The 13246-nt window shown below is 71.3% G+C and carries 13 protein-coding genes; 9 read left to right on the plus strand and 4 right to left on the minus strand.

Annotation, left to right across the window (positions count from 1 at the left end; genetic code table 11):
- Positions 1-53: 53 nt before the first annotated feature.
- Together ACFC1J_RS06975 and ACFC1J_RS06980 are read right to left on the minus strand one after the other, a co-directional pair.
- Positions 54-1685, minus strand: coding sequence for a CocE/NonD family hydrolase (locus tag ACFC1J_RS06975; RefSeq protein WP_375903788.1), 1632 nt, complete (start codon positions 1683-1685; stop codon positions 54-56).
- Positions 1682-2983, minus strand: coding sequence for an MFS transporter (locus tag ACFC1J_RS06980; protein ID WP_375903790.1), 1302 nt, complete (start codon positions 2981-2983; stop codon positions 1682-1684). Before ACFC1J_RS06980 ends, ACFC1J_RS06975 begins: the two co-directional genes overlap by 4 nt.
- 137 nt (positions 2984-3120) lie before the next feature.
- On the opposite strand from ACFC1J_RS06980, the gene ACFC1J_RS06985 reads away from it, so the two are divergent.
- The gene (locus tag ACFC1J_RS06985; protein ID WP_375903792.1) at positions 3121-4239 is read left to right on the plus strand and encodes a LacI family DNA-binding transcriptional regulator; all 1119 of its coding nucleotides are present in this window, start codon (positions 3121-3123) and stop codon (positions 4237-4239) included.
- Between the two features lie 27 nt (positions 4240-4266).
- Here ACFC1J_RS06985 and ACFC1J_RS06990 read toward each other — a convergent pair whose 3' ends face one another.
- Positions 4267-4737, minus strand: a complete 471-nt coding sequence (locus ACFC1J_RS06990) for a DUF4442 domain-containing protein (protein ID WP_375903794.1) — start codon at positions 4735-4737, stop codon at positions 4267-4269.
- Positions 4738-4847: 110 nt separating this feature from the next.
- On the opposite strand from ACFC1J_RS06990, the gene ACFC1J_RS06995 reads away from it, so the two are divergent.
- The 8 genes from ACFC1J_RS06995 to ACFC1J_RS07030 all read left to right on the plus strand — a co-directional run bounded on the left by ACFC1J_RS06995 (position 4848) and on the right by ACFC1J_RS07030 (position 12145).
- Positions 4848-5195, plus strand: a complete 348-nt coding sequence (locus ACFC1J_RS06995; protein ID WP_375903796.1) for a GntR family transcriptional regulator — start codon at positions 4848-4850, stop codon at positions 5193-5195.
- Positions 5196-5208: 13 nt separating this feature from the next.
- Positions 5209-6315 (plus strand): DUF1648 domain-containing protein, encoded by a 1107-nt coding sequence (locus ACFC1J_RS07000; protein ID WP_375903798.1) that lies wholly within the window; start codon positions 5209-5211, stop codon positions 6313-6315.
- Positions 6312-7391, plus strand: a complete 1080-nt coding sequence (locus ACFC1J_RS07005) for a lysostaphin resistance A-like protein (RefSeq protein ID WP_375903800.1) — start codon at positions 6312-6314, stop codon at positions 7389-7391. Before ACFC1J_RS07000 ends, ACFC1J_RS07005 begins: the two co-directional genes overlap by 4 nt.
- A 31-nt stretch (positions 7392-7422) precedes the next feature.
- Positions 7423-8091, plus strand: coding sequence for an O-methyltransferase (locus tag ACFC1J_RS07010; protein ID WP_375903801.1), 669 nt, complete (start codon positions 7423-7425; stop codon positions 8089-8091).
- A 102-nt stretch (positions 8092-8193) separates the two neighbouring features.
- Complete coding sequence (locus tag ACFC1J_RS07015; protein ID WP_375903803.1) at positions 8194-8757, plus strand: PH domain-containing protein; 564 nt, start codon at positions 8194-8196, stop codon at positions 8755-8757.
- A 178-nt stretch (positions 8758-8935) separates the two neighbouring features.
- The gene (locus ACFC1J_RS07020; protein ID WP_375903805.1) at positions 8936-10060 is read left to right on the plus strand and encodes a 5-(carboxyamino)imidazole ribonucleotide synthase; all 1125 of its coding nucleotides are present in this window, start codon (positions 8936-8938) and stop codon (positions 10058-10060) included.
- Between the two features lie 163 nt (positions 10061-10223).
- On the plus strand, positions 10224-10691 hold the full coding sequence (gene purE, locus ACFC1J_RS07025; RefSeq protein ID WP_375904478.1) for a 5-(carboxyamino)imidazole ribonucleotide mutase: 468 nt from the start codon (positions 10224-10226) through the stop codon (positions 10689-10691).
- A complete protein-coding gene (locus tag ACFC1J_RS07030; protein WP_375903807.1) occupies positions 10688-12145 on the plus strand; it encodes an LCP family protein in 1458 nt (485 codons plus the stop codon). The genes purE and ACFC1J_RS07030 overlap by 4 nt, the downstream gene beginning before the upstream one ends.
- A gap of 56 nt (positions 12146-12201) precedes the next feature.
- Here ACFC1J_RS07030 and galE read toward each other — a convergent pair whose 3' ends face one another.
- Positions 12202-13221 carry a UDP-glucose 4-epimerase GalE gene (galE, locus tag ACFC1J_RS07035; RefSeq protein ID WP_375903809.1) on the minus strand — a complete coding sequence of 340 codons (1020 nt, stop codon included), beginning with the start codon at positions 13219-13221 and terminating at the stop codon, positions 12202-12204.
- Between the last annotated feature and the right edge of the window lie 25 nt (positions 13222-13246).

The following is a 13246-nucleotide window of genomic DNA, read 5'->3' on the forward strand; positions in this document are numbered from 1 at the left end:
AGGATCGGACGCACCCGGCGGGACACCGGCGCCCGGGAGACGCTCCGTGCCGATCAGCCCGGCACGACGGGCAACCGGAGCAGCAACGGCTGGTCGCCTCCGAGAGCGAGGGTCTGTCGACTGGCCCTCATGCGGCGGAAGTCCCGCACCGGGTCTTCAGTCCCCGGGTTGCGCAGATGCAGCGGATGCGCGCCGGAGGACACCTGCAGGCGCAGCCGATGGCCGGCAGCGAAACGGTGAGCGAGCGGGGCGAGGGCGATGGTCATCCGATCGCCGTGCGCAGGGTGCCGACGCAGATAGCCGTCGGTCAGGCCGACCGACTTCCCCCTTCGGTCGACCTCGCAGAGCCGGACGAACACATCCGATCGAGGCAGAGTCGAAGCGATGGTGAGCTCGACCTCCACGGTTCCCATCGTGACGACATCCTCGTCCAGTCGCGGACCGGTGAACACCAGCACGTCGTCGCGTCGCTCGCGGGAGGCCTGTCGTCGTCTGCCTGTGTTGAACGGGTTCAGGGTGCGCCCGCCGGCGGCAGGAGTGGGATCGTCGGGGTCGTAGCGGTACGACGTCGTCGACGGCGCCACGGCTCGGGCGTCGCCCGAGCGGCGGAGGGCCAGTGCGCCGCCGGGAGCGCCTTCCCAGACCTGCTGCGAGCTCGCCGGCGGCCAGGCGTCGAGCTCGCGCCACCCGCCCCCTCCGCTGACCTCGACCATCACCGCGGGGCCGGGCGCCGGAGAGTCGAACGCGTGGAGTGCTTCGAGCGCACCCCGGCGCAGGATCTCGGGGCCGCCGTGACCCCAGTCGCCGACGATGAGGCGCACGGGAACGCCGGCGTCGGTGAGGGCGCGGTGATCATCGAGCTGCCCCTCGAGGAAGAGGTCCTGCCAGCCGGCCAGGAGCACGGTGGGCGGGATCGTCGCAGGATCCTCGGCGAAACGCAGTGGGCGCCACCAGTCATCGCCGGGATCGCTGTGCGTGAGCCAGTCGGCCACGAACGGTGCCGGACCCGCATGCGCGATCCCCGGGGCGGCTGTCGGCGGTACGGCGTTCATGGCCCTCTTCAGCCGCCAGGGCGCCCACAACGCGGCCCAGAGCCGGCTCGCCGCGCCGCGCTCCTGCATGTCGAGCGCGGACGCCCAGGTCAGCACGGTGTCCATCGAGAAACCGCCGCCGCGGTACAGGATCGCCTCGTCCATGCGTCGTGCGGAGACGGCGATGCCCATCGCATCCGGCCGCAGGGGACCGTCGCACAGCGCCCATTGCGTCACGCCGACGTAGCTGCCTCCCCAGGACAGCACGGTGCCGGTTCCCCACGGCTGCGCCCGCAGCCACGCGAGAGCCGCCTGCCCGTCGGCCGCTTCGTCGTGCAGAGGGTCGAACGTTCCTTCCGAACCGAAGGTGCCGCGGCAGCTCTGCACGACGACGTGGTGGCCGCGCTCGGCGAAGAACCTCGCCGCCCCCGCCATGCCCGCGCGGTCGTAGGGCGTGCGCACGAGGATGGTCGTGCTGGTCGCGCCCTCGGGGGACCAATGATCGGTGATCAGGGCGGCGCCGTCGGCCGCGGGGACGCGGATCCCGCGGGTCACGCGCCCGCGCGGATGGGTGACCGGGGGAGCATCCGCCGCCCGCGACAGCTGACGGTACTCAGAGCGTGCCGCCCGATTGAGCCGGGGTCCGGTCGTCATCTCACACCTTTCACCCGGGTGACGCACACCGCGGCGAGGATCGCCATGACCACGGCGGCGACGTACAACGCGGCGAAGTTCTCGCCGGCAGGGGAGCCGATCTTCGTGAGGAAGTAGCCGAAGACGGGCACGACGATACCGGGCAGCAGATACGCCAGGGCGACGATGCCGAGGTCCTTGCCGGCGTCTTCGGCCGACGGCAGGCACTCCGTCATGAGGGCGACGTCGGCGGCGATGTAGGCGCCCTGCCCGGCGCCGACGATGGCGATTCCGATGAGGAAGAAAGCGATGTCGCCGAACGAGATCGCGAGCGCGAGTCCCACCGCGCTCATGAGCGCTCCGATCACCACGGTGGGCTTGCGGCGGCGCGTGCGATCCGAGATCACGCCGAACACGAAGGCCATGAGCAGGTTCATCAGGGTGAAAACGCCCGTCGCCTCTGTCTGGACGGCGGCGATGCGCGCCGGATCCTCGAGTCCGAATCGGCTCGAGATCGTCAGGTACAGGTAGCTCGTCACGGTGATGATCGACGCCGTCATGAAGAACCGGCACGCCCAGGCCCAGGCGAAATCGGGGTAACGGCGGGGGCTGAGCCAGAACGTGCTGAACAGGTCGGCCCAGCGCAGGGCGGGCGGGGGAGCGGTGCGCCGGATGTCGCGGAGACTGAGGAACAGCGTCAGCGACAGCAGCACCGAGATCCCGCCGGGGATGAGGAACATCCCGATCTGTCCGAGCGCGGCGACGGCGCCCGTGAGCGACACGCCCAGCAGGATGCCGATCGTCGAGGCAGCTCCGGTGACGGCCGACATGATCGCGCGGATACGGCGGCGGATCTGATCGGCGAAGAGCGTGTGCACGGTCATCGACACCGCTCCCATGCCGATCAGCACGAGGACGACGCCGAGGGTGAGGACGATCATGCTTCCGGCGATCGCCTGGACGATGAAGCCGGCGAAGGCGATGAGGGAGCCGAGGAGGATCCACGGACGCCGGATCCCGAGTCGCGACATCGATCGATCGCTGAGCCGGCCGAACAAGGGGGTGGTCACCAGGATGGCGACGCCGCCGACCGTGAGGATCACGCTGAGATTGCCGGTCGCCTGGGACGGATCCCATTGCTTCAGCAGCTGAGGCACGGCGACGCTCGCGATGCCCTGCGCGATCCCCGTCGCCAGCCAGGTGAGGGTGAACGAGACCCAGAACCAGCGGCTCTGGCGCTCGCCCGGGATGTCGTCGGTCGCAAGCGGCAGAGCAGCGGCGGGTTCAGGGACCGCGGGGTCGAGGGTGGAAGAGGACATCATCGTCTCCTAAGCGTCGGTCTCTGGAGTGTATGCGCGTACATCCTGCGGGTCAAGGCTGAGGTCCGTCGCATCTCGGCGCCGGGCCGGCGGTCGGCGGCGTCGCTAGGCTGGTCGAACCCAGAGGAGGGCCTGGCATGAGCAGATCGTCCAATGTCTATGACGTCGCGGAGGCCGCCGGGGTGTCCACGGCGACCGTCTCGCGGTTCTTCCGTGCGCCCGAGAAGCTGAGCGAGGCCGCACGGAAAGCCGTCGGCGAGGCTGTCCGGCGACTGGACTACATCCCCAGCGGCAGCGCCCGTGCGCTTGCGGAGCGCCAGACCGGGGCGATCGGGCTCTACTCGTTCAGCGGGCACGAACCCGACGAACTCGTGATGCCGGCGCGCGTCAGGGGTGATCGAGGCGCCGGCCCGATTCCGGGTCCGGGCGTGGTCGCACGTGTGCGCGACGACCCGATGAGTCCGCGGCTCTTCCCGTTGTTCGCCGATGAAGTGCTGCACGGCGTCGAGCTGGAGTGCACCCTGCGAGGGCTGCCGCTCGTGGTCGGCTGGCAGCATGGAAGCGACGCGGGACTCGCCCTCGAGGAGGTCTCGCGACGGGTGGACGGCGTCGTGGTGCTTCCCTCGACGATCTCACCCGATGAGCTCGGACGACTCATGCGCACCAGGGCGGTCGTGCTGCTCGGACGGAGCGCATCCCCCGGGGCGCTCGCGGATGCGATCACGGTGGACAACGAGGGCGGGATGGCCGCGATGGCCGAGCACCTCGTCGTCGATCATGGGGTCACCGATTTCTGGTACGCGGGGCCGGAGGACGGCGCGGAGCATGAGGCGCGCCGGCGCGGCTGGGACAGTGCGCTCTCGCGCCTCGGCGCGCCGCCGAGTGGTCCCGCGATCGTCGAGACGGGTTCCCGCGAGGCGGCCAGGGTCGAGATCAGCGGCAGGCTCGAGGAGTCGTCGCCGCCGCGTGCCATCGTCTGCGCGAGTGATCAGACGGCGCTCGGTGTGATGGAAGCGTTGCGCGAGGCCGGTTTCGCCGTTCCCGACGACGTCATCGTCACCGGGTTCGACGGAATCGACGCCGGCCGGTTCGTGTCGCCTGCTCTGACCACCGTGCGTCAGCCCATGGGCGCGCTGGGGCGGATCTCCGTGCAGCTGCTCAGCGAGCGCATCGCGGATCCGGCCCTTCCGGCTCGGGGCGTGGAGCTGCCGGTCGAACTCGTGTTGCGCGGGTCCTGCGGGTGCGGCCCTGTCTGAGCGCCTCGCCCGCGATCGCCTGATTCCTCAGCTCTTCGCGGCGGTGACGCGCTTCTTCTCCCGCACGTACACCTCGCGGCGCACGCGCGCGACGACCTCGCCGTCGCGGTCGGTGATCTCCGTCTCGAACCACTCGAGCACCTTCGCGCCGCCCGCGGCGCGCGCCCGGATGTCGGCGACCCGCTCCGTCGGCACGTGGAAGCGCGCGGTGAGCACGCCGCGACCCGGCTTGAGGAACTCGATCTCGCCTCGGGTGTCCCACACCACGTAGTCGCGGCCCAGCTGATGCATGACGAGCATGAAGAAGTACGGATCCGTCATCGCCTGCATGGATCCGCCGAACGCGGTCTTCACGTAGTTGCGGGTGAAGACGTTGACGTGCAGCTCGACGGCGGCATGCGTCCAGTCGGCGCTGAACCCGCGCACCCTGATGCCGCTGAACAGGTTCGGGATCCACAGGCTCATGCCGACGGCCAGCCGGCGGGGGGTGATGCGCATGCGGCCAGTCTTCCCGGTGCACGCCCCCGGTCATGAATCGACTGGATCTCTTCCACAATTGAACTAGTTGAACTAGTTGAACTAGAATAACTACACAGGAGGTGAGCGCGATGCTGATCCGTATCGACGCCGACAGCGCGCAGCCGCTGTTCGCGCAGATCGCGGCCTCGGTGCGGTCGGAGGTGCTCGCAGGGCGCCTGCGCCCCGGCGACAGGCTCCCCGCCGCGCGCGAGCTGTCCGATGCCATCGACGTGAACGTGCACACCGTGCTGCGCGCGTATCAGGAACTGCGCGACGAGGGGCTCGTGGACCTGCGCCGAGGGCGCGGTGCGGTGCTCGCTGCTTCCGCCGCGCCTCTCGCCGACCTTGCGGAGGACATCGGGGCGCTCGTCCGCCGTGGCGCCGCGCTCGGCGTCGGCCCCGCGATGCTCGCCGCGCTGATCGCGGCCCAGGAATGAGGAGGACCCCACCATGAACGCCCGTTCCGCCCCTTCCGCGCAGGACGTGACCGCGATCCCGGCCCGGGATCTGCGCCGGGCACGGCTGATCGCCCTGACCCTCGGCGCCGCCGTGCCGCTGGTGCTCTCCGCCGTCGTGCTCGCGCTGGTCCTCGCCTGGCTGCCGGAGCTGCCCTCGCCCGCCGCCACGCACTGGGGTCCCTCGGGCGTCGACGGCTTCGGGCCGCCGGCCACGTTCGCCTGGCTGTCGATCCTGCTCGGCTTCGTGCTTCCCGCGGCGCTCACGATCACGACGGTCATCGGGGTGCGCGACCACTGGGGCGGCGGTGCGAGGCTCATCGTCGGGATGGCTCTAGGGATATCCGGGCTCAGCGCGGTCATCAACCTGGGCGCCGTGGGCACGCAGCGCGGTATCGCCGATGCGAGGCATGCGCAGGATCTCGGCGGTCTCATGCTGCTGGGGTTCGGTGCGTTCGTCGTGCTGATCGGGATCGGCTGGCTGCTGCAGCCGCACATCCGCCCGGCTCCGGCCGCGCCGCTGCAGCCCGCCCATGTCGCCGCGATCACGAACGGCGAGCGCGTGGTCTGGCTGGCCACCGCGTCGCTGTCCCGCCGCGCCATGATCCTGATCTCGCTGCTCGTGGTGGTCGTGGTCGGCGTCACCGCGTTCATGGCGATCCGGTTCACCGACCGGATGTGGGTGCCGGTGCTCACCCTGGTGCTCATCGGCGGCGCGTTCGCGTCGTCCGCATCGTTCCGGGTGCGCGTCGGTCCGGACGGGCTCTCGGTGCGATCCCTGATCGGCTTCCCCCGCGCGCACGTGCCGCTCGATGAGGTCGTCTCGGTGCGTGCGGTGGACTGCAACCCCTTCGGCGAGTTCGGCGGCTTCGGCTGGCGGCTCGGCCTCGACGGCCGGACCGGAATCGTGCTCCGCCGTGGGCCCGCGATCGAGGTCGAGCGCCGGGACAAGCGCCCTCTGGTCGTCACGGTCGACGGGGCGGCGGTCGGCGCCGGGGTGCTGCAGGCCTATCTCGACCGCGCGGGGTCGTCCGGGGCCGTGGCACCGGACGGCGGCGCGCACGGGACGGAACGACCGGACGACGATCGGAGCGGATCATGACGGAGGACAGCCAGAGGACGGCGGGCGTCGAGGGGACCCGAGTGTCGCAGCAGGGGGCGCCCTTGCGCATCGGTCTCGGTGCGATCGTCGCGTATATCGTGCTGGCCTGCGGACTGGCGTGGCTGGTGGCGCTGCCGCTGTGGCTCGGCGACGGACTGCGGGAGCCGTACGCCCTCCCGCTCATGAGCGTGATGATGTACATGCCCGCCGTCGCCGTCGTGCTCGTACTGCTCGTCCTCCGGCCGATCCCGAAGGGGCAGCGGCTGCGTTTCCTGGGCCTGTGGCCCCTGCGTCCCGTGAAGCGGGTCGTGTGGCTGATCGTGATCGGGCTGCTGGCCCCTCCGCTGCTCGTGCTGGCCTCGACCGCGGTCGCGGCCCTGTGCGGCTGGCTGACGGTCGACCTCGCGGGCTTCTCCGGGTTCACCGAACTGCTCGCGGCGAAGGTCCCGGCGGGCACGCCGCTTCCGCCGGCGGGAGTGCTGATCGCGGCGCAGGCGGCGAGCATCCCGGTGGCCGCCGCCACGGTCAACGCCATTGCGGCGTTCGGCGAGGAGCTCGGCTGGCGCGGGTTCCTCGTGCCGGCGCTGCGTCGCTACGGCACCGGGGTCTCCCTGCTGATCAGCGGGGTGGTCTGGGGCCTGTGGCATGCGCCGATCATCCTGCTCGGCTACGACTTCGGGCGCACCGACGTCGGCGGGGTGCTCCTCATGATCGGGGGATGCGTGGTGTGGGGCGTGCTGCTCGGCTGGCTCCGGCTGCGCTCCGCCTCGATGTGGCCCGCCGTGTTCGCGCACGGCGCGCTCAACGCCTCCGCGGCGATGTACCTGTGGTTCTTCGCCGCGGGCACGTCGGCGGATCCGGCCCTCGTCCTGCCGCTGGGCGTGGCGGGCTGGATCGTCGGCGCGGCGGTGATCCTCGTCCTGATCCTCACCGGCCAGTTCCGCCGGCAGCCGGCACTCGCCGCCGACCGGCCGCGGACGCTTCCGGCGCCCTTCCCCGAGCCGGTCGCCGAGGATCCGCAGCGCGCGGGGGCCTCTCCTGGCATGCCGAGCGGATCGGAGCCGGAACGGTCTTGATCGCCGCCGCGCGAGGGGCGAAGCTGGGCGCATGGCCCAACCGAACCTCGCGAACTGGCGCGCCGCCGACGACTATCTGTCCGAGACCCTGGTCGGGCACGACCCAGCCCTCGAGGCCGCGCTGGCCGCGCAGCAGGCGGCGGGGATGCCCGCGATCGAGGTCGCGCCGGTCAGCGGGAAGCTGCTGAACCTGCTCGCCCGGATCGCGGGAGCACGCAGGGTGCTCGAGATCGGCACTCTCGGCGGCTACTCCACGATCTGGATGGCGCGCGCGGTGGGGGCCGGCGGCCGCGTCGTGACGATCGAGGCGGAGCCGGACAATGCCGTGGTCGCGCGCGCGAGCATCGACGCCGCGGGTGTGGGCGAGCGGGTCGAGATCCGCCTGGGACGCGCGGCCGAGGTGCTGCCGGCGCTCGAGGACGACGAGCCGTTCGATCTGATCTTCATCGACGCCGACAAGGAGTCGAACACGATCTACCTGGACTGGGCGGCGCGGCTCGGCCATCCCGGATCCGTGGTCGTGCTGGACAACATCGGCCGCGACGGCGATATCGTCGACCCCGCCTCGGCCGATTCCATGGTGGTCGGCACGCGCGAGGCGCTCGAGATGCTCGGCCGCGATCCCCGCTTCGACGCGACGGCGCTGCAGACGGTCGGCGTGAAGGGCTGGGACGGCGTCGCGATCGCCGTGCTGGTGTGACGCGATCCGCGTGAGCGGGATCCTCGGCTCCTCGCGGATCCGCATCCGGACACACCCGCTCGGGGCCGTGCGGATATCGGCGTCACGGGTCACAATGGACGCGTGACGCAACCAGTGGGTCTGGGCGGGCGGCCGATGACGCCGCCGCCCGGCGTGCCCGCCGAGGAGCGCCTCATCGCCCGGTTCCACCCGCACGCGCGGCACCTGTTCTGGTCGGCGCTCGTGCTCGTCGTGGTGGCGGGTGCGACGGGGTACTTCACGAGCAACCTCCCGGCCCCCCTCGCGGGCTGGGCCGAGGACTGGATGCTGTGGGCGGCGGGCGGCGTTCTCGTGCTGCTGCTCGTGGTCGTGCCGTTCATCGCGTGGCTGTCGCGGCGGGTCACGATCACGACGCGCCGGGTGATCGTGCGGGACGGCGTCGGATCCCGCAACAGCATCGAGATGTCGCACGCGCGTGGCTACACGATCTCGGTGCGCCGCGGACCCTTGCAGCGCCTCGTCGGCGCCGGAACGGTCCTGCTGTCGAACGGCGTGGACGCGCCGTTGCGGATCCGCGACGTGCCGAACGTCGCGCTCGTGCAGGAGACCCTCGCGGACCAGGTCGAGGTGGGGCAGATCCTCGCCCACCGCGACGCCCAGGCCGCCCAGAACCCCTACACCGCCTGACCTCTGCTGCGAGTCGTCCCCGCCAGCGCACCCCATAGCCTCCGCTGGTGGGGACGACTCGAAGGTGGGAGGGAACTGGGGCGGGGCTTCGGCGGGGCGGGAGCGGGGTGCGCGCGAGCGGGGGCGGCGAGAGGCGGGGGGAACGTGCGGGAGAATGGGGGCGAGGAACGGAGATCCGATGGCGTTGCGTGTGGGTGTGATCGGCGGCGGACAGCTGGCGCGGATGATGATCGCCCCGGCGATCGAGCTGGGCATCGACATCCGGGTGCTGGCGGAGGACGAGGGCATGTCGGCGCAGCTGGCGGCCACCGCGGTGGGCGACTACCGCGACCTCGATACCGTGCGCCGGTTCGCCGCGGACGTGGACGTGGTCACGTTCGACCACGAGCACGTGCCGCAGGAGGTGCTGCGCGCGCTCGTCGCGGACGGCGTGGCCGTGCATCCCGGACCCGACGCGCTGCGCTTCGCTCAGGACAAGCTCGACATGCGCGCACGCCTCACGGATCTCGGCGCGCCCCAACCGGACTGGGCGCGCGTCGCCGATGCCGGCGAGCTGCAGACCTTCCTGGACGCGCACGGCGGCCGAGGTGTCGTGAAGACGCCCCGCGGCGGCTACGACGGCAAGGGCGTGCGCGTCGTGTCCGCGGCCGAGCAGGCCGCGGACTGGTTCTCGGCCCTCGCCGCCGGCGACGCCCTGCTCGTCGAGGAGCTCGTGCCCTTCGTGCGCGAGCTGGCGCAGCAGGTCGCACGGCGCCCGAACGGCGAGTCCGTGTCGTACCCCGTCGTGGAGACCGTGCAGAAGGGCGGGGTGTGCGCCGAAGTGATCGCCCCCGCGCCCGGCGTCGACGCGGAGCACCTCGCCGAAGCCGCCAGGATCGGCCGGGAGATCGCTGAAGGACTGGGTGTCACCGGCATGCTCGCGGTCGAGCTGTTCCAGACGGAGGACGGCCGGATCCTCGTGAACGAGCTCGCGATGCGCCCGCACAACAGCGGCCACTGGAGCCAGGACGGCGCCGTGACAGGGCAGTTCGAGCAGCACCTGCGCGCGGTCGCCGACCTGCCGCTGGGGGAGACGACCCCGCACGAGGACTGGTCCGTCATGATCAACATCCTCGGCGGCCCCGCGGATGCCGGGATGCTCGATCGCGTCCCCGCCGCGCTCGCCGCGAGCCCGCAGGCCAAGGTGCACACCTACGGCAAGGCGCCGCGTCCCGGCCGCAAGGTCGGGCACGTGAACGCGAGCGGATCCGACCTCGACGCCGTGCTGGCCGAGGCCAGGGCCGCCGCGGCCGCGTTCGCCTGAGCCGCTCGGGACCGCATCCGCCCGCGCCGGCGTCCGTCTGGGGGATGTCCGGGTTCTCGCGGGTGAGGGCGCGCCGCAGCGGGGTTCTCCCAGCCGTCGCCCGTAGCCTGTACGGGTGACTGGGACACTGCATGCATCGGCCGCGCCCCTCGTCGGCGTCGTGATGGGATCCGACTCCGACTGGCGCGTGATGAGTGCCGCCTCCGAGGCGCTGACCGAGTTCGGCATCCCGCACGAGGTCGAGGTCGTCTCCGCGCACCGCACGCCGGAGAAGCTGCACCGCTACGGCACCGAGGCGCGCCGGCGTGGCCTCAAGGTGATCATCGCCGGGGCCGGAGGCGCGGCGCACCTGCCCGGCATGCTGGCCTCCGTGACGGCGCTGCCCGTGGTCGGCGTCCCCGTCCCGCTCGCCTACCTCGACGGCATGGACTCGCTGCTGTCGATCGTGCAGATGCCCGCGGGCATCCCCGTCGCGACCGTCTCGATCGGGGGCGCGCGCAACGCGGGCATCCTCGCCGCCCGCATCCTGGGAACCGCGGATCCGGCTCTCGCCGATCGCGTCGAGTCCTACGCCCGCGACCTCGAGGCGCAGGTCGAGGAGAAGAACCGGCGGCTGAAGGACAGCCTGTGACCCAGGTCCTGACCCGGCCCGGCGGGGTCTCCGCGCAGAGCGCGGGGCTGATCCGCACGAGGCCGATGCGCGACCCCGACTTCGGGTCCCCTGACGTCATGACCCGCCGCGGCTGGTGGCTCGTCGTGCTCAACGTGCTGATCCCCGGATCTGCGCAGGTGCTGGCGGGCAACCGCCGGCTGGGCCGCTTCGGCCTCGGCGCCACGCTCACGATGTGGGCGCTGGTCGTGCTCGGCATCCTCGGCGCGCTGCTCTGGCGCCAGGCGCTGCTCTGGCTCACCGTCGGCGGCGGGTGGGTGAGCTGGCTCGTGCTGAGCCTCATCCAGCTGCTCTGCATCGCGTACGTCGTCCTCTGGGTCGTGCTGACGTTCGACACGCTCCGGCTCGTGCGGCTGGTGCGCACCAAGAACTACGCCAAGCTCGCGATCCCGCTCGTCGCCGTCCTGGTGCTGAGCCTGTGCGGCTCCGGCGCCGCCTACGCGGCGAACGTGGTCGGATCCAGCCGCAGCGCGATCAGCACCCTGTTCGGCTCCGGCGGCCCGAGCCTGCCGCCCAGCGACGGCTACTACAACGTGCTGCTGCTCGGCGCGGACAGCGGCCTCGGCCGCGACTCGATGCGCTACGACAGCATCTCGGTGGTGTCGGTGAACGCCGAGACCGGCAGGACCACGATCTTCGGCATCCCGCGCGACATGCCGCACGTGCCATTCGCGCCGGGCCCCATGCACGACCTGTACCCCGACGGCCTGCAGGCGCACGACGACGCGGACTGCGGCTGGGGGAGCGGGATCAATCAGCTCACCAACGCCGTCGAGACCTGCCACACCGGGCCCTCGCTCTATCCCGAGGCGAAACAGCACGGCTCGCGTCCCGCGGTCGAGGCGACCAAGGATGCGGCCGAGGGCGTGCTCGGCATCAAGATCCCGTACTACGTGTTCCTGGACATGAACGATTTCGCGAAGCTCATCGATGCGCTCGGGGGCGTCGACATCGACGTGAAGGAGCGCCTGCCGGAGGGCAACGTTCCCGAGTGGGGCGGCCCGGACAACGCCGAGGAGTGGGCGACCGGCTGGATCGAGGCCGGGCCGCAGCACATGAACGGCGACACGGCGCAGTGGTACGCGCGTTCGCGCTACACCACGAGCGACTTCGACCGGATGCGCCGTCAGCGCGAGCTGCAGGACGCGCTGCTGAAGCAGTTCACGCCGCAGAACGTGGCCGCGCACTTCAGCGAGATCGCCGCCGCGGGCACATCGGCGGTCGACACCGACCTGCCGCAGGACAAGCTGCCGGAGTTCTTCGACCTCATGATGAAGGCGAAGAAGGAGAAGCTCACCACGATCGACCTCACTCCGGCGAACGGCGTGGACGAGCTCGAACCGGACTGGGACCAGATCCACGCGATGGTCAAGGCGGCCCTGCACCCCGAGCCCTCTCCGGCGCCGACGAGCTGATCCAGCGCTCCCATCCGCGACCGGGCTCGTCGGTCGCGGACTCCGTCGGATCCGGGCTATTCGGAGTCGTAACCCTGCGGATTCGCGGACTGCCAGCGCCAGGTGTCCGCGGCCATGTCGACGATGTCGCGCTGCGCCCGCCAGCCGAGCTCGGACTCCGCCCGGGCGGTGTCGGCCCAGGTCTGGGCGAGGTCGCCTCCGCGTCGGGGCAGGACGCGCCGCGGGATGGGCCGCTCCGAGGCCTTCTCGAACGCGGCGATGAGCTCGAGCACCGAGGTCCCCTGGCCCGTGCCCAGGTTCCACGCGCGGACGCCCTCGTGCGTGCGCAGGTGCTCGAGCGCCGCGACATGTCCTGCGGCGAGGTCGACGACGTGGATGTAGTCGCGTTCGCCGGTGCCGTCCGCGGTCGGGTAGTCGTCGCCGAAGACGCCGACCTCGGCGAGACGTCCGACGGCGACCTGTGCCACGTAGGGTGCGAGATTGTTCGGAATGCCACGCGGATCCTCGCCGATCAGGCCGCTCTCGTGCGCGCCGATGGGATTGAAGTAGCGCAGCAGCGCGATGCGCCACTGCGGATCCGCCTGCGCGACGTCGGTGAGGATCCGCTCGATCATGACCTTGGTCTGGCCGTACGGGTTGGAAGCGTCGAGGATTCCGCCGTCCTCGCGGTAGGGCACGGGCTGATGATCGCCGTACACGGTCGCGGAGGAGGAGAAGACGAGCGTGTGGACCTCGTGGCGCTGCATGGCCGCGAGCAGCGCGAACGTGGTCCCGAGGTTCTCGGAGTAGTAGCGCAGCGGTTCGGCGACGCTCTCGCCCACGGCCTTGAGCCCGGCGAAGTGGATCACGGCCTCCGGCTTCTCTGCGGCGAACACCGCGTCGAGGGCGTCCGCGTCCGCGACATCGATCCGGTGCGTGCGTGCCGTACGACCCGCGATGCGCCCGACGCGCTCGAGCGAGACCGGCGAGCTGTTCGCGAAGTTGTCGACGACGATGACGTCGTCCCCGCGCTCCAGGAGGGCGAGGACGGTGTGGGATCCGATGTAGCCGGCCCCTCCGGTGACGAGTACGCGCATGTGTGCTCCTTAGGGCCTCGACGTT

This window comes from Microbacterium sp. NPDC056052 (genome assembly GCF_042266785.1).
Taxonomy (GTDB): domain Bacteria; phylum Actinomycetota; class Actinomycetes; order Actinomycetales; family Microbacteriaceae; genus Microbacterium.

Coding starts and splice junctions, on each gene's coding strand:
- ACFC1J_RS06975 (WP_375903788.1), bottom strand. CDS start 1,685: ATGACGACCGGACCCCGGCTCAATCGGGCGGCACGCTCTGAGTACCGT.
- ACFC1J_RS06980 (WP_375903790.1), bottom strand. CDS start 2,983: ATGTCCTCTTCCACCCTCGACCCCGCGGTCCCTGAACCCGCCGCTGCT.
- ACFC1J_RS06985 (WP_375903792.1), top strand. CDS start 3,121: ATGAGCAGATCGTCCAATGTCTATGACGTCGCGGAGGCCGCCGGGGTG.
- ACFC1J_RS06990 (WP_375903794.1), bottom strand. CDS start 4,737: ATGCGCATCACCCCCCGCCGGCTGGCCGTCGGCATGAGCCTGTGGATC.
- ACFC1J_RS06995 (WP_375903796.1), top strand. CDS start 4,848: ATGCTGATCCGTATCGACGCCGACAGCGCGCAGCCGCTGTTCGCGCAG.
- ACFC1J_RS07000 (WP_375903798.1), top strand. CDS start 5,209: ATGAACGCCCGTTCCGCCCCTTCCGCGCAGGACGTGACCGCGATCCCG.
- ACFC1J_RS07005 (WP_375903800.1), top strand. CDS start 6,312: ATGACGGAGGACAGCCAGAGGACGGCGGGCGTCGAGGGGACCCGAGTG.
- ACFC1J_RS07010 (WP_375903801.1), top strand. CDS start 7,423: ATGGCCCAACCGAACCTCGCGAACTGGCGCGCCGCCGACGACTATCTG.
- ACFC1J_RS07020 (WP_375903805.1), top strand. CDS start 8,936: ATGGCGTTGCGTGTGGGTGTGATCGGCGGCGGACAGCTGGCGCGGATG.
- purE (WP_375904478.1), top strand. CDS start 10,224: ATGGGATCCGACTCCGACTGGCGCGTGATGAGTGCCGCCTCCGAGGCG.
- galE (WP_375903809.1), bottom strand. CDS start 13,221: ATGCGCGTACTCGTCACCGGAGGGGCCGGCTACATCGGATCCCACACC.